Genomic DNA, 15,145 nt, shown 5'->3' on the forward strand with positions numbered 1-15,145 from the left:
GCATCATTCGATCGCCTATCGATCGAAAGGTCTGAATATATTGACTCGATCAGACGGCCAACCTACGGTGCGGGGCGGGCGCCCATCCCACCCTTCCATTCTCGGGAGTCCCCACGATGCTCCTGCCCGCCACCCTCCGGCGTGCCGTGCCCCTGGCGCTGGCCGCCGCCACCCTCGTCTCCCCCGCCCTCCCCGCGACCGCGGCGAGCGCGGCCACCGCAACCGCCTGGTACCTGGACTGCTCGGCCGCCTCGAACGGCGTCGGCACCCAGGCCTCGCCGTGGAACGGCCTCGCCACCGCGAACGCGCACCTGTTCCAGCCCGGTGACCAGCTGCTGCTCAAGCGCGGCGCGACCTGCACCGGCACCCTGAAGCCGCAGGGCTCCGGCACCCCCGGCGCCCCGATCACGCTGGCGGGCTACGGCACCGGCGGCGCGCGGCCCGTGGTGGCCGGCGACCCGGCGTCCGCCGAGAACGCCGCCGTCCACCTGTCCGACGTCGAGCAGTGGGAGATCCGCGACCTGGAGATCACCTACACCGACACCGCCGCCACCAAGCGCGAACGCAACGGCCTGCTGGTGGAGATCGCCGACCTCCCCGACGGCGTCGGCACCCACTACCTGGTCGACGACGTCTACGTGCACGACGTCAACGGCGACGCCACCAAGTGGTCCAACGGCATCCAGTTCCGGGTCTCCGGCACCACCACGCCCACCAACTTCGACGACGTGACGGTGCAGAACTCGACCGTCGCGCACGTCGACCGCGAGGGCCTGACGAACCGTTCGACCTGGATGTGCCGCCCGAGCTACGGCACCGGCGACGGCTGCGGCACCACCAGCAACTGGCGCGCCAGCACCCGCCTGGTCTTCCGCGGCAACACGATCAGCGACACCGGCGGCGACGGCATCGTCGTCCGCGCGGCCGACCACGCCCTGGTCGAGCACAACACCGCGTACGACATCGCGATGCGTCCGATGGGCTCCAACGCGGGCATCTGGACCATCAACTCGGACTACACCACCGTCCAGTACAACGAGGTGCACCACGTCCGCCGGCTCTCCGACAACAACGACGGCATGGCCTTCGACTCGGACTACGGCAACACCGGGGCGCTCTTCCAGTACAACTACAGCCACGACAACCAGGGCGGCTTCATGCTGTTCTGCGGGGCCTGCGGGGCCGGGTCGTCCTCGACCGGGACGGTGGTCCGCTACAACCTGAGCCGGGCCGACCAGAGCCGCTGGCTGTTCGCGGTCGGCGAGAAGAACGCCCGGATGTACAACAACACGGCGTACCTGCCGAGCGGTTCGACCACCGCGATCATCCAGCAGGGCTCCGGCACCTCGACCACCGCGATGAGCGGGAACCTCTTCTACAACCTGGGCAGCGGCGGCTACACCGGCTTCGGCGGCAACGCCTACAAGCCGGGCGACTTCGGCTGGGACTCCAACGCGTTCTACGGCGGCCACCCGGCCAACGAGCCGACCGACCCGGGCAAGCTGACCGCCGACCCGCAGCTCGTCAATCCGGGCGGTACCGACCCGGCGGACTACCGGCTCGGCGCCGCGTCCCCGGCCCGCGGCGCGGGCGCGAGCGTGCCGGCCAACGGCGGGCACGACTACTTCGGCGCCGCCGTGCCGCAGGTCTGCCGACCGGACACCGGTTTCGCGCAGGCCGCCGCCTTCGACGACGCGGCCTGCACCGCCGCCGACCCGGTGCGCAACGGCGGCTTCGAATCCGGCGCCCTCGCCCCCTGGACGTACTACGGCGGCGCGGTGCTGGACACCGCCAACGCGCACAGCGGCGGCTACGCGGTGCGGGTCGGCCCGGCGCAGGCCGCCGCCGAGCAGGTGATCAGCGTGCAGCCGAACACCAGCTACCGCCTCGCCGGCTGGGGCAAGGTGTCGGCGACGGGCAGCGAACTGTCGCTGGGCGTGAAGCAGTACGACACCGCCGGGTCCAGCACCCGGGCGGCCTTCACCGCCACCGCCTACAGCCAGGGCTCGACGGTCTTCACCACCGGGCCGACCGCCACCACCGCGCGCATCTACTGCTACGCGCGCAGCGGCAGCGGTTACGGCTACTGCGACGACGTGACCGTCAGCAGGATCTGACGCGCCGTCAACCACTGCTCCGGGGGCGGCGACCGGCCCGGGAACGCGTCAGCGCGGGTCCACCGGGTGGAGCTCACCCCCGTCCCACTCCAGCCAGCGGGTGATCCCGATCTCCCGCAGGAACGGCAGGTCGTGGCTGGCGACGATCAGCGCGCCCCGGTAGCCCGCGAGGGCCTGGGTGAGCTGGCGGACGCTGGCCAGGTCCAGGTTGTTGGTCGGCTCGTCGAGCAGCAGCAGCTGCGGCGGCGGGTCGGCCAGCAGCAGGGCGGCCAGCGTGGCGCGGAAGCGCTCGCCGCCGGAGAGCGTCCCGGCCGGCTGGTCGGCGCGGGCTCCGCGGAACAGGAACCGGGCCAGCCGGGCCCGGATCGCGTTGTCGCCCGCGCCCGGGGCGAACCCCCGGACGTTCTCGAACACCGTGGCGTCGTCGTCCAGCAGGTCGAGCCGCTGCGGCAGGTGGCGCATCGGCACCGGGACGGTCACCTCGCCGCCGCCGGCCGGGGAGAGCTCCCCCGCGATGGTGCGCAGCAGCGTGGTCTTGCCGGAGCCGTTGCGGCCGACCAGGGCGATCCGCTCCGGCCCGCGCAGCTCCAGGTCGACCTCGCCGCCGTACGCCAGCCGGACGTGGTCCAGCGTCAGCACGGTGCGCCCGGCGGGGACGGCGGTGCGCGGCAGGTCGATGCGGATCTCCGCGTCGTCCCGCACCGCCTCCTCGGCGGCGGCGAGCCGCTCCTTGGCCTCGTTGAGCCGCTCGGTGTGCATGCCGCGCAGCCGGCCGGCGGTCTCCTCGCCCTTGGCCTGCATCTTGTCGGCCAGCGCCTTGGGGTCGTTGCGCCGGACCGCGCGCGCCTTGCCGTAGGCGGCGGACTTGGCCAGCCGCTGGCTCGCCTCGACCAAGTCCCGCTTCTGCCGCTTCACGTCGGCCTCGGCGTTGCGCACCAGCCGCTCGGCGGTCTCCTGCTCCTGCTCCAGCGCCTCCTGGTAGGCGGTGAAGTTGCCGCCGTACCAGGTGACTTCGCCGTCCCGCAGGTCGGCGATCTGATCCACCAGGTCGAGCAGCTCGCGGTCGTGGCTCACCAGCAGCAGCACGCCGGGGAAGGCGGCCACCGCGTCGTACAGCCGGGCGCGGGCCTGGGTGTCCAGGTTGTTGGTCGGCTCGTCGAGCAGCAGGACGTCCGGGCGGCGCAGCAGCAGCGCGGCGAGGTGCAGCAGGACGGCCTGGCCGCCGGAGAGCTGCCCGGTGGTGCGGTCGAGTTCGAGTTCGGTCAGGCCGAGCCGGTCGAGGGTGGCGCGGGCGCGCTCCTCGACGTCCCAGTCGTCGTCGAGCGCGGTGAAGTGCCGCTCGTCGACGTCTCCCGACTCGATGGCGTGCAGGGCCTCGCGCTTGCCCCGGATGCCGAGCGTCTCGTCCACCCGCTGGTCCGAAGCGACCGTCAGGTCCTGTGGCAGGTAGGCGAGTTCGCCCGCCACCCGGACGGTGCCGGAGACCGGGGTGAGCCGCCCGGCGATCAGCCGCAGCAGCGTGGACTTGCCCGCGCCGTTCAGCCCGATCAGCCCGGTGCGGCCGGGGCCGACCGCGAGGTGGAAGCCGCTCAGCACGCTGCGGCCGTCGGGCCACTCGAAGCCGAGGTCGGTGCAGAGGATGGAGGTGGTCGGTTGCGCCATGGAGGAGCCTCCTGCGTGGTTGCCGTGGAAAGGGGAGCAACACGGAGAGACACCGGGGACACGGGTGCGCAGTCGAACGGCCTGCTGCCCTGCCGAGGTCGCACTCGCGCCCGCACGCCGATGGGCACCCGGAGATGACACGGGTGTGGCGTGGCGCGGTGTCTCATGACCTCAGACGAGCAACGGCTTTCTCCAGACAGGCGGGGATGTGACGCCTCCGAGGCTACGCAGCCGCCGGGAGCCGCCGCAACGGAATTAAGTCCCGGGAGGAGTCCCGTTTAGGATCGGGGCATCATGACTGCCACTCTCGTCGTCAAGGACCTCGCCGCCGGCCACGGTGAGCGCACGCTGTTCGCCGGGCTCGACCTGGTCGTCGCCCCGGGCGACGTGATCGGGCTGGTGGGGGTGAACGGCGCGGGCAAGTCCACCCTGCTGCGGCTGCTCGCCGGGCTGGACACCCCCGAGGCGGGGAGCCTGCGGCTCAGCCCGCCGACCGCCAACGTCGGCCACCTCCCGCAGGAGCCGGAGCGCCGCGCGGGCGAGTCGGTGCGCGACTTCCTGGCCCGCCGCACCGGTGTGGCCGCGGCGCAGGCCGCGCTGGACGAGGCCACCGAGGGCCTGGTGGAGGGCCGCCCGGGCGCCGACGACGCGTACGCGGTGAGCCTGGACCGCTGGCTGGAGCTGGGCGGCGCCGACCTGGAGGAACGCGCCGAGGAGGTCGCCGGCACGCTCGGCCTGAAGGTCTCCCTCGACCTGCCGATGACCGCGCTCTCCGGCGGCCAGGCCGCCCGCGCGGGCCTGGCCTCGCTGCTGCTCTCCCGCTACGACGTGTTCCTGCTCGACGAGCCCACCAACGACCTCGACCTGGACGGCCTGGAGCGCCTGGAGTCCTTCGTCAAGGGTCTGCGGGCGGGCACCGTGCTGATCAGCCACGACCGCGAGTTCCTCGCCCGCACGGTCACCCGGGTGCTCGAACTCGACCTGCACCAGCAGCAGGTGAACCTCTACGGCGGCGGCTACGACGCCTACCTGGAGGAGCGCGCCATCTCCCGGCGGCACGCCCGCGAGGAGTACGAGGAGTACGCCGACACCAGGGCCGGGCTGGAGGCGCGCGCCCAGATGCAGCGCAACTGGCTGGAGCACGGCGTGCGCAACGCCCGTCGCAAGGGCGGCGACAACGACAAGAAGGCCCGCGCCCAGCGCGCCGAGTCCACCGAGAAGCAGGCCGCCAAGGCCCGGCAGACCCAGCGGATGATCGAGCGCCTGGACGTGGTCGAGGAGCCGCGCAAGGAGTGGGAGCTGCGGATGGAGATCGCCGCCGCGCCGCGCTCCGGCTCGGTGGTCGCCACGCTCCGGCAGGCCGCCGCCCGGCGCGGCGACTTCGCCTTCGGCCCGGTCGACCTGCAGATCGACTGGGCGGACCGGGTCGCCATCACCGGCGCCAACGGCGCGGGCAAGTCCACCCTGCTGGCCGCCCTGCTCGGCCGGCTGGAGCTGGACTCCGGCAGCGCCGCGCTCGGCTCCGGGGTGCAGATCGGCGAGGTCGAGCAGGCCCGCGGCCACCTCTTCGACGGCGGCGACGGCACGCAGCCGCTGCTGGACGCCTTCTCCGCCGCGGTGCCCGACGCCAACCCGGAGGACATCCGTACCCTGCTGGCCAAGTTCGGCCTCAAGTCGGTGCACGTGCTGCGCCCGGCGGCCACCCTCTCCCCCGGTGAGCGGACCCGGGCGGCGCTCGCCCTGCTGCAGGCCCGCGGGGTGAACCTGCTGGTGCTGGACGAGCCCACCAACCACCTCGACCTGCCCGCGATCGAGCAGTTGGAGGCGGCGCTCGCCTCGTACACCGGCACCCTGCTGCTGGTCACCCACGACCGGCGGATGCTGGACACCGTCGCGGTCAACCGCCGGCTGGTGGTGGCGGACGGCAAGGTCCGCGAAGCCTGACAGTTCTTGCCAGGTTGCGCCTTCGACTGCACGGCGCCTTCCACTGACGATCCCTCATGTGCTGTGCTGTCGCGCATGGTTGACAGTGCATCCAGCGAGGCGCCGACCTACCCGACGGTGCCGCTCCACCCGATGGCCGTCCCCGCCCAGGAGGCGGCCGACCGCTGCCGGGCCTTCCACGAGGTGATGGCCCGGCGCCGCACCGTCCGCGACTACGACACCCGTCCGCTGCCCGAGGGCGTGCTGGAGTGGGCGGTGCGCACCGCGGCGACCGCGCCCAGCGGGGCGCACGTCCAGCCCTGGCGGTTCGTCGTGGTGACCGACCCGGAGCGCAAGCGGCGGCTGCGGGAGGCCGCCGAGGCCGAGGAGCGGGAGTTCTACGGGCACCGGGCGTCCGCGGAATGGCTGGCCGCCCTCGCCCCGATCGGCACCGACTGGCGCAAGCCGTTCCTGGAGGACGCGCCCGCGGTGATCGTGGTCTTCGAGGTGCACAAGGGCCCCGACTCGCCCAGGCCCTACTACACGAAGGAGTCCGTGGGGATCGCGGTCGGCCTGCTGCTCGCCGCCCTGCACCAGGCGGGCCTGGCCACCCTCACCCACACCCCCAGCCCGATGCGCTTCCTCAACGAGGTCTGCGACCGCCCGCCGGAGGAGCGCGCCGCCTACGTCATCCCGGTCGGCTACCCCGCCGAGGGCGCCCGCGTCCCGGACCTGGAGCGCAAACCGCTGGAGGAGGTCCTGGTGCGGCTCTGACCGGCCCGGGAGGCGTCCGGAACCAGATATCCCCTGGTCGGGGCGGTATCACATGGTTCATACTCCGCTCCATGTATTACTCCACCGACGCATCTGACAACGCTCCGCAGCCGATCACCACGGGCCGCCCGCCGGAGCACCTCGCCCTCGACGGGGGCGTCCACCTGCGCCGCCGCCGGGTCGGTGACGCCCCCGGACTCAACGCGGCGGTGACGGCCAACCTCGACCACCTGCGCCCGTGGATGCCCTGGGCCCAGCAGACGCCCACCCTCTCCGGCAGCCTGGAGATGTCGGTGCGCGGCGAGCAGATCTGGGAGCAGGGCACCGACTTCATGTACGTCCTCGGGCTGGACGACGACCCCGCCAAGGTGATCGGCGCGCTGGGCCTGCACGGCCGGATCGGCCCCGGCGCGCTGGAGATCGGCTACTGGGTCGACCGCGAGCACACCGGGCGCGGCCTGGCCACCGCCGCCGCCCGCGCGCTCACCGGCGCCGCCCTCGGCCTGCCGGGCATCGAGCGGGTCGAGATCCACTGCGACGAGGCCAACGCCGCCAGCGCCGCCGTCCCGCGCAAGCTCGGGTACGCCCTGGACCGGATCGCCGACGAGGAGCCCACCGCCCCGGCGGAGACCGGCCGGAAGATGATCTGGGTCCACCAGGGCTGAGCGGCCGCCGGGCACACGTCAGCACCGCGGGAGGGCAGGCGCCTCCCGCGGTGCTTTCGCGTTCGGAGGGGGGCCGGAAGGGGGTGACGGGCCGTCAGCGGCGGGCGATCCGTTCGATCAGGGACTGCCAGCTGTCGGCCAGCGCCCGGCCGGCCGCGGTGCGGTCCGCGTCCTCGGCCGGGTCGGCGGACAGGTAGAGCAGCAGCGGGCCCTCGAGCGCGCTGGTGAGCTGGAGCGAGAGGCTGTCCACCTCGGGGACGCCCAGGCGGGCCTGGGTCAGCAGCATCCTGATGTGCGGCCGGGAGAACATCGGGCTGCCGGCCGCCGGGATGGGCGCCTTGCGGTCCAGGGTGGCCCGGGCCAGCTGGTGACGCCCCACCAGGAAGTCGATCCGGGCCCGGCCGTAGGCGATCAGCCGGTCGACCGGGTCGGCGCCGGGGCCGAGCGGCGGCGGGCCGCTGAGCACCCGGGCCTGCAGGGCGTGCTCGTCGTGGTCGAGCAGCGCCCGGAAGATGCCCGCCCGGGTGCCGAAGCGACGGAAGACCGTGCCCTTGCCGAGGCCCGCCCGCTCGGCGAGGCCGTCCATGGTGACCTTCTCCACGCCCAGCTCGTCGATCATCTCGCGCGCCGCCGCCAGCAGCAGCACGCGGTTGCGGGCGGCGTCCGCCCGCTCGGCGGGGGGTTCGCCGAAGGGCACCAGCGGTCTGTCCATGGGACCAACCTACCGCCCGGGAAGATAACCGGGGTACAGTCCGTTTAGGTGATGCCGGGCCCGATCCCACGGGCACCGCCACTTCGCCGTGCCGCCGACCCGCCACGCCCCGGACCCGCCGGGGCGACCGACCATGCTCCTGGAGAACCTGTCATGAACCTGTTCCGCCTGGACGCCAGCATCCTGCCCGCCGCCTCCTCCAGCGCCGAGATCGCCGACGCCGCCCAGGCCGAGTGGGCCGCCGCCCACCCGGAGGGCACCGTCACCAGCCGCCACCTCGGCACCGACCCGCTGCCCGGCGACGCCTGGACCCACGCCACCCTCGGCAGCTTCACCCCCGAGGAGCAGCGCAGCCCCGAGCAGCGGGCCGCGCTGGCCACCGCCGCCGCCCTCGCCGAGGAGGTGCGCGCCGCGGACGCCGTCATCATCGCCGTGCCGCTCTACAACTACGGCGTCTCGCAGCACTTCAAGACCTGGGTCGACCTGGTCATCGCGGCCGCCGGCCCGACCGCCCAGCTGCTGAAGGACACCCCGACCCTGCTGGTCACCACCATCGGCGGCGGCTACGGCCCCGGCACCCCGCGCGAGGGCTGGGACCACTCCACCCCGTACCTGGAGCGCGTCCTCGGCGACATCTGGGGCGGCGAGCTGACCGTGGTCAAGCGCGAGCTCACGATGGCCGCGGCCAACCCGGCGATGGCCGAACTCAAGCCGCTCGCCGAGCAGTTCCACACCGAGGCGCTGGACGCCGCGCGCAAGGCCGGCCGTAGCCTGGTCCGCGGCTGACGCCCCCGCGGCGACCCGGCGTCCACCGCGCCGAGCTCCCGCGGGCGGGTGTCACCGGCTGCCGACCGCCTGCGGGAGGGCGTCGAGGGCGGCCAGGTCATCGGCGGTCAGGGTCAGCCCGGCCGCGCCGGCGTTCTGCGCGAGGTAGCGCGGGGTCTTGGTGCCGGGGATCGGGATGACGTACTCGCCCTGGGCGAGGACCCAGGCGAGGGCGATCTGGGCCGAGGTGGCGCCGTGCCGGTCCGCGACGGCCTGCACGCGGTCGACCAGCGGCTGGTTGGCCTGGAGGGCGTCGGGCTGGAAGCGCTCCAGCTGGGCCCGCAGGTCGCCGGGCGGCAGGTCGGCGGGGGTGGTGAAGCGGCCGGTGAGCAGGCCGCGGCCGAGCGGGGAGAACGGCAGGAAGGCGATGCCCTGCCGCTCGGTGTAGGGGAGGACCTCGGCCAGGGCGCCGCGGCTCCACAGCGAGAGCTCGGACTGCACCGAGGCCACCGGGTGGACGGCCTGGGCCCGCCGGATCTCCTCGACCGTCACCTCGGAGAGCCCGATCGCCCGGGCCTTTCCGGCGGCGACCGCCTCGGCGAGGACGCCCCAGCTCTCCTCCAGCGGGACGGCCGGGTCGACCCGGTGCAGCTGGTAGAGGTCGACGTGGTCGGTGCCGAGCCGCCGCAGGGACTCGTCGATGGAGCGGCGGATGTGCTCCGGCCGCCCGTCGCGGACCATCCGCTCGCCGTTCGGGCCGACGGTCAGCCCGACCTTGGTGGCCAGGAACGCCCGCTCCCGCCAGCCGTCGGCCAGCGCCCGGCCCACCAACTCCTCGTTGACGTAGGGACCGTAGTAGTCGGCGGTGTCGATCAGGGTGACCCCGGAGTCCACCGCCGTGCGGATCACCTCCACCGAGGTCCGCTCGTCCCACCCGGTCGGGTCGTAGGCCCAGGACATCCCCATGCAGCCCAGGCCCACCGCGCCGACCGCCGAACCGCCCTGACCCACCGTCCGCTGCTGCATCCCGACTTCCCCTCGTCTCGCTGATCGCGTCTGCGGGAGCCACCCTGCCGGTTGGAGTGCACTCGAAGTCAACCCCGGATGATCAGGCGAAGGGAGCCTTAAGGACGGGTCAAGTGCCGGCCGGGTGCTTGACGCGCGCAGTTGGTCTAGTCCATTTTGAGTTGCACCGGACGGCCTCAGCCGCCCGCCCTGCACCGTGCTCAAGGCCCGTCCCCCGGACGGGCGTTCAGGACCGACCCCCACCGGTCCGGCGACCGCGCTCCCCCACGGACCTCCACGCGGTCAGGCCGGGCTACGTCCCGAAAGGCACCCCCATGCCCCGCGCGCTCCACCGCAGCCACGCCGCCTCCCGGCGCGGCAAGCTGCTCCCGCTCGCCTGCGCCACCGTCGTCGCGGCCGGCGCGCTCGCCACCCTGGCCTCCGGCGCGGACGCCGCCGCCGTCAACGTGCTGGCCAACCCCGGCTTCGAGTCCGGCTCGCTCGGGGCGTGGAGCTGCGCCAACGGCACCGGAACGGTCGTCACCTCGCCGGTGCACGGCGGCAGTTACGCGCTGAACGCGGCGGCGAGCAGCAGCGACACCGCCCAGTGCTCGCAGACCGTCGCCGTGCAGCCCAACACCACCTACAGCCTCTCCGCCTGGGTGCAGGGCCACTACGTCTACCTCGGCGCGACCGGCAGCGGCGTCACCGACCCGGCCACCTGGACGCCCGGCAACGGCGGCTGGCAGCAGCTCTCGGCCTCCTTCACCACCGGCGCGGCCACCACCAGCGTCACCGTCTACACCCACGGCTGGTACGGCCAGGGCGCCTACCAGGTGGACGACGTGGTGCTCTCCGGCCCGGCCGGCTCCTCCCCCTCGGCCTCGCCGTCGCAGTCCACCTCCCCCAGCGCCTCGGCCTCGCCCTCCCGGTCGGCGTCCCCGAGCGCCAGCCCGAGCCAGTCCGCCACCACCACCCCGCCGCCGGGCGTGGCGCTGCCGGTCGCACCGTACGTGGACATGGGCTCCTGGCCCACCCCCGTGCTCAAGGACATGGCCGCCGCGGGCAACCTGAAGTCCTTCACGCTGGCCTTCGTCACCTCCAACGGCTGCAAGGCCACCTGGTTCAACGCCTACGACCCGCGCACCGGTTGGGCCAAGGACCAGATCGACGCGCTGCGCGCCGCGGGCGGCGACGTCAAGGTCTCCTTCGGCGGCGCCTCCGGCACCGAACTCGCCCAGGCCTGCTCCACCGTGGACTCGCTCTTCGCCGAGTACGACGCCGTGGTCAAGGCCTACGACCTGAAGTACGTCGACTTCGACATCGAGGGCACCGCGGTGGTCGACTCCGCCGCCAACACCCGCCGCTCCGCCGCGCTCGCCAAGCTCCAGCAGGCCCACCCCGGCCTCAAGGTCTCGCTGACCCTGCCGGTGCTCCCCGAGGGCCTCACCGCGGACGGCGTCAGCGTGGTCCGCTCGGCCCGCGACGCCGGCGTCACCGTGGACGTGGTCAACGTGATGGCGATGGACTACAACCGGCCCACCACCGACTACGGCACCGACGCCGTCCAGGCCGGCCAGAGCACCCACGACCAGCTGGCGACGCTCTACCCCGCCAAGACCGACGCCCAGCTGTGGGCGATGACCGGCATCACCCCGATGCTCGGCGAGAACGACGACCACGGCATCTACAACCAGGCCGACGCCCAGCAGCTCGTCACCTTCGCCCAGCAGCACCACCTCGGCGAACTGGCCTTCTGGGAGATGACCCGCGACGCCGCGGCGTGCACCGGCGGCCCGCTCTACAAGTGCACCAACGTGACGCAGTCGCCGTACGAGTTCTCCAAGATCTTCGCCCAGTACAAGGGCTGAGCGGGCTGAACTCCGCGAGTTGACGCCCCGCCAGGAGACGCCCCGCCGCGACCCGCTCCCGGCGGGGCGTTCCCCTGGGGCGTTCCCGTCGGCGGTGGAAACTCGCAGGCCACCGCCGCCGGTCGTCCGCCAGAATGACCCGCATGTCTCGACTCGACGCCGATCGCCTCCTCGCCGCCCTGGACCCGCTCCCCTACCGCGAGCGGAACACGCTGCTGGCCCGGGCGGTGCGGGAGGCGTCGCCCGCCGAGGTCGACGCGCTGATCGAGGAGCTGGCCGGACGGGGCTGGTTCGAGCTGCGGCTGGCCGTGTTCGCGGCGGTGGTCGCGGCCCGGACCGACCGGCTGGCGGGGTGGCTCACGCATCCGGACCGGGAGGTGCGCGGGCGGGCGATCCGCGCGGTGCGGGACCTGCCGGTGCCGGACGAGGCGGTGGTGGCCGCGTACCGGGACGGGTCGATGGAGGTCCGCGCCGGTCTGCGGAACGCGGTGGTGCTCGGCCGGCGGACGGCGCTCGCCGAGCGCCTGCTGCCGCAGGTGCGGGAGCACTGGGGCGCGGCGGAGGCCGCGGCGCTGCTGCCGGCCTGCTCCCCCGCGGTGATCGCCGCCGAGCTTCCGGGCCTCGCACACGCCGTCAACTCCTGGTACCGGCTGGCCACCTGGCATCCCGACCTGGTGCTGGACCACGCCGAGCGCGAGCTCGCCGGCTGGCCGACGGAGGACCGCAGCGGGTGGTGGCAGCAGCACGACGACAGCGTCCTGGAGGCCCTGCCGCTCCGGCCCGCCCGGGTGCTGGAGCTGCTGGAGCGCTTCGGCCCGCGCTACTTCTCCAGCCGGCTCGCCGCGAGCTTCGGCCACCTGGCCCGGCTCGACGTGGAGCGCGCCACCGCCTGGCTGGCCCACCCGGACCGCGCCCCGCGGCACTGGTCGCCGCTGCCCTCCCGCGCCGCGCTGCGCCTGCTCGCCCGCGCCGAACCGGCGGCGCTGCCCGCGCTGGGCCGCCGCTGGCTGGCCGAGCCGCACCGGCTGGCCGCCCTGCTGCGCGCACTCCCGCCGTCCCGCCGGTCCGCCTTCCTGGACCTGGCGCGCGGCGAACTGCCGCTCACCGAAGCACAGTTGACGGACCAGGTGCTGAAGCTGCTGCCGCGCGAGCGGCGCTGGGCGGAGGTCCGCCGGCTGCGCGAGGAGGCGCTCGCACAGGGGCGCGAGGAGCGGGAGCTGCGCCACCTGACGGCCCTGCTGCCGCCCGCCGACGCACGTCCGGAACTGCTGGCCGCCACCCGCCGGCCGGACGCGGACGAGCGCGCCGCCGCCTGGCGGCACCTGGTGGCCGTCGCGGCCGCCGACGCCGACCCGGCGGCCACCTCCGGCCTGCTCGCCGAACTGCGCCGGGTCCGCAACGAGCGGGACCCGGTCCGTCAGGCCGCCCTGACCGCACTCGCCACCGGCTTCCCGGCGTACCGCCTCACCGACGAACACTCCGAACCGCTCCGCCAGTTGGCCACCGAGGCGCTGGCCGCCCGGGACCTCTCCGCGGCGAGCCGGAGCGCGCTCGGCACGCTGGCGCTCGCCGTGCTGCGTGCGCACCCCACCGGCGAGCGGCCCGCGCTGCTCGGCTGGGCGCTCGAGACGGTGGAGCAACTGACCGCCCGCACCGGCGCGTTGGCCCTCGGCTCACTGGAGGGCAAGCTCCGGCGCGGCCAGCAGAAGCAGGTGCTGGACGCGCTGCGGCCGTGGCTGGACCGGGAGGACCGGCACGGGCGGCACGCCCTGCTGTTCGCGCTGGTCCGGGCGCTCGGGCGGCGCGCCGAACTGCTGCCCGAACTCGGCGAGCGGCTGCTGGGCGTGCTGCGCACCGGGCGGGACGAGGAGTTCACCACCGCGCTGGACCTCTGGCTGGAGCCGCGCCGCGGCCGCGGTGAGCGGATCCTGACCGCGATCGAGATCGAACCCTCCGCGGTGGTGCTGTGGCGGGTCCGACGCCACCTGGGCCGGGTCCGCACCGACCTGCTGGACCTGCTGCTGGCCGACGCCCCGCCGTACGGGCGGTTCCTGCGCCGCGGCGAGCTGCGTCCGCTGCCGGAGGCGTACGACGCGGACCGCTGGCTGCCCCGGCAGGTGGAGCGGCTGGCCGGCTTCCTCGCCGCGATCGCCGCCGACCCGGAGCGCAGCGGCACCGAGCGGGCCTCGGCGATCGGCCGGGCGGCGCTGCTGCCGCACCACGGGCGGCGCCTGGTGCGACGCCACCTCGACGACGGCGACACCCTGCTCGCCGAGGCGGCGCTCGGCGCGCTGCCGTGGACGGACGACCCGGCCGCCGCACTGCCGGAGCTGCTGGCGCACGCCGGCGACGACCGGGCCCGGGTCGCGGTCCACGCCGCCGGGCGGGCCGCCCGGTTCGCCCCGCCGGACCGACTCGTGGCCGTTCTCCACGAGTTGGCGACCCGCACCGAGGGCGTCAAGGTCACCTCGCGCAAGGAGGCGGTGCGGCTGGCCGCCCGGTTCCTGCCGCCCGCGCAGGCCGCCGAGCTGCTCGCCGCGGCCTTCCACGCACCCGGCCAGCACCCGGACGTGCGGGCCGCCGCGGCCGCCTGGACCTCCGGCCTGCTGGACGCCGAGCCGGTCTGGGCCCTGCTCGCCGAGGCCGCCGACGCCCCGGAGCCGCAGGTGCGGCGGGCGGTGCTCGGGGTGACGCCGTTCCGGCTGGAGTCCCGGCACCACGCGCGCTACGCCGCCCTGGTGGCGGCGGTCGCGACCCGGCCGTCCGCCGACCCGGACCAGGCGGCGGCCCGGGCGGCCATCGCGATCCTGCCGACCTGGGCCGGGTACGTGCCCGCGGCGGCCGATCCGCTGCCGGAGCTGGTCGCCGACCTGGACGACCGCGGCCGTTGGCGGCAGGCGGCGGAGGCGCTGCGCCGGCTGGCGGTCTCCGGCCAGGCCCACCCCGTCGGCGGGGCGGCGCCCGGCAGCCTGTTCGGGCGGGCGGTGGCGATGCTGCTGACCGCCGACGGGCAGGCGGAACCCGGGCCCTCCGCGCTGCGGGACCTGCCGGCCCGGCAGCGGATCGAGTCGCTGGCGGGGATCGAGCGCGACCCCTCGCACCGGTCGGCGCTGCTCGCGCTCGCCGACCAACTGGCGGGCCACCAGGAGCTGTTGGCGGTCCGCACCACCCTGCTGGTACGGGTGACGGACCCGGCGGGGCCGGACTTCGCCGCGGACCTGGACCGGTTGGCCGCCGCGCTGGACGGTCGGCCGGTGCTGGCCGGGCGGATGGCGGAGCGGCTCGGCATGGCCATCGCGGGCGGTGAGCTGCCGCCCGCGGCGGCGATCGCCCCGGTGCGGGCGCTCGCCGAGCGCGGCGCGCTGGTGCCCGGACTGCTGGCGGTGTCGGCGGCCGCCCGGCTGGGGCCGCGCCACGACTGGTCCGGCGGCTGGCGGGAGCTGCTCGGCGTGCTGCGGGTCCACCCGGAGCCGGAGGTGCGGGCGGCGGCGTACGAGGTGCTCACCGTCCGGGAGTGACCGCGCGTCCCGGTGACGCCGCCGACGGCGGTGGCGTCACCGTTCCCGAGGCGGCGTCACCGCCGGCCGGGTGAGCGGGAGACCACGGGCGGGTGACGGATCGGCGCGGCTGATTGACGTGATGACACATCCG

10 protein-coding genes are annotated in these 15,145 nt (G+C 74.7%); 7 read left to right on the plus strand and 3 right to left on the minus strand.

Annotated elements, in window-relative coordinates; all coding sequences use genetic code 11:
- The first annotated feature begins 116 nt into the window (after positions 1-116).
- Positions 117-2,117, plus strand: a complete 2,001-nt coding sequence (locus tag AB0K51_RS11745) for a carbohydrate binding domain-containing protein (RefSeq protein WP_363453221.1) — start codon at positions 117-119, stop codon at positions 2,115-2,117.
- Between the two features lie 48 nt (positions 2,118-2,165).
- Here AB0K51_RS11745 and AB0K51_RS11750 read toward each other — a convergent pair whose 3' ends face one another.
- Positions 2,166-3,779 (minus strand): ABC-F family ATP-binding cassette domain-containing protein, encoded by a 1,614-nt coding sequence (locus AB0K51_RS11750; RefSeq protein WP_363453223.1) that lies wholly within the window; start codon positions 3,777-3,779, stop codon positions 2,166-2,168.
- 294 nt (positions 3,780-4,073) lie between these two features.
- On the opposite strand from AB0K51_RS11750, the gene AB0K51_RS11755 reads away from it, so the two are divergent.
- From AB0K51_RS11755 to AB0K51_RS11765, 3 genes are all read left to right on the plus strand, one after another.
- Positions 4,074-5,723 (plus strand): ABC-F family ATP-binding cassette domain-containing protein, encoded by a 1,650-nt coding sequence (locus AB0K51_RS11755; RefSeq protein WP_363453225.1) that lies wholly within the window; start codon positions 4,074-4,076, stop codon positions 5,721-5,723.
- A 75-nt stretch (positions 5,724-5,798) separates the two neighbouring features.
- On the plus strand, positions 5,799-6,476 hold the full coding sequence (locus tag AB0K51_RS11760; RefSeq protein WP_363453227.1) for a nitroreductase family protein: 678 nt from the start codon (positions 5,799-5,801) through the stop codon (positions 6,474-6,476).
- 71 nt (positions 6,477-6,547) lie between these two features.
- A complete protein-coding gene (locus tag AB0K51_RS11765; protein ID WP_363453229.1) occupies positions 6,548-7,141 on the plus strand; it encodes a GNAT family N-acetyltransferase in 594 nt (197 codons plus the stop codon).
- 94 nt (positions 7,142-7,235) lie between these two features.
- On the opposite strand, the gene AB0K51_RS11770 is transcribed toward AB0K51_RS11765, so the two are convergent.
- Complete coding sequence (locus tag AB0K51_RS11770) at positions 7,236-7,853, minus strand: helix-turn-helix domain-containing protein (RefSeq protein ID WP_363453231.1); 618 nt, start codon at positions 7,851-7,853, stop codon at positions 7,236-7,238.
- Positions 7,854-8,006: 153 nt separating this feature from the next.
- On the opposite strand from AB0K51_RS11770, the gene AB0K51_RS11775 reads away from it, so the two are divergent.
- Positions 8,007-8,639, plus strand: a complete 633-nt coding sequence (locus AB0K51_RS11775) for an NAD(P)H-dependent oxidoreductase (RefSeq protein ID WP_363453233.1) — start codon at positions 8,007-8,009, stop codon at positions 8,637-8,639.
- Between the two features lie 51 nt (positions 8,640-8,690).
- Here the strand turns inward: AB0K51_RS11775 and AB0K51_RS11780 are convergent, their stop codons facing one another.
- Positions 8,691-9,644, minus strand: coding sequence for an aldo/keto reductase (locus tag AB0K51_RS11780; RefSeq protein ID WP_363453235.1), 954 nt, complete (start codon positions 9,642-9,644; stop codon positions 8,691-8,693).
- 314 nt (positions 9,645-9,958) lie between these two features.
- Here AB0K51_RS11780 and AB0K51_RS11785 point away from each other — a divergent pair, with 314 nt between their 5' ends.
- Both AB0K51_RS11785 and AB0K51_RS11790 read left to right on the plus strand, forming a co-directional pair.
- Positions 9,959-11,494 (plus strand): carbohydrate binding domain-containing protein, encoded by a 1,536-nt coding sequence (locus AB0K51_RS11785; protein WP_363453237.1) that lies wholly within the window; start codon positions 9,959-9,961, stop codon positions 11,492-11,494.
- A 143-nt stretch (positions 11,495-11,637) separates the two neighbouring features.
- Complete coding sequence (locus AB0K51_RS11790; RefSeq protein ID WP_363453239.1) at positions 11,638-15,012, plus strand: hypothetical protein; 3,375 nt, start codon at positions 11,638-11,640, stop codon at positions 15,010-15,012.
- The last annotated feature ends 133 nt before the right edge of the window (positions 15,013-15,145 follow it).

The sequence above is a fragment of the Kitasatospora sp. NPDC049285 genome, from assembly GCF_040678815.1.
In the GTDB taxonomy this organism is placed as follows: Bacteria; Actinomycetota; Actinomycetes; order Streptomycetales; family Streptomycetaceae; genus Kitasatospora.

Bases quoted from the DNA above. Each gene is read 5' to 3' on its own strand.
- AB0K51_RS11770 (WP_363453231.1), bottom strand. From the start codon at position 7,853: ATGGACAGACCGCTGGTGCCCTTCGGCGAACCCCCCGCCGAGCGGGCG.
- AB0K51_RS11775 (WP_363453233.1), top strand. From the start codon at position 8,007: ATGAACCTGTTCCGCCTGGACGCCAGCATCCTGCCCGCCGCCTCCTCC.
- AB0K51_RS11745 (WP_363453221.1), top strand. From the start codon at position 117: ATGCTCCTGCCCGCCACCCTCCGGCGTGCCGTGCCCCTGGCGCTGGCC.
- AB0K51_RS11780 (WP_363453235.1), bottom strand. From the start codon at position 9,644: ATGCAGCAGCGGACGGTGGGTCAGGGCGGTTCGGCGGTCGGCGCGGTG.
- AB0K51_RS11750 (WP_363453223.1), bottom strand. From the start codon at position 3,779: ATGGCGCAACCGACCACCTCCATCCTCTGCACCGACCTCGGCTTCGAG.
- AB0K51_RS11785 (WP_363453237.1), top strand. From the start codon at position 9,959: ATGCCCCGCGCGCTCCACCGCAGCCACGCCGCCTCCCGGCGCGGCAAG.
- AB0K51_RS11790 (WP_363453239.1), top strand. From the start codon at position 11,638: ATGTCTCGACTCGACGCCGATCGCCTCCTCGCCGCCCTGGACCCGCTC.
- AB0K51_RS11760 (WP_363453227.1), top strand. From the start codon at position 5,799: ATGGTTGACAGTGCATCCAGCGAGGCGCCGACCTACCCGACGGTGCCG.
- AB0K51_RS11765 (WP_363453229.1), top strand. From the start codon at position 6,548: ATGTATTACTCCACCGACGCATCTGACAACGCTCCGCAGCCGATCACC.
- AB0K51_RS11755 (WP_363453225.1), top strand. From the start codon at position 4,074: ATGACTGCCACTCTCGTCGTCAAGGACCTCGCCGCCGGCCACGGTGAG.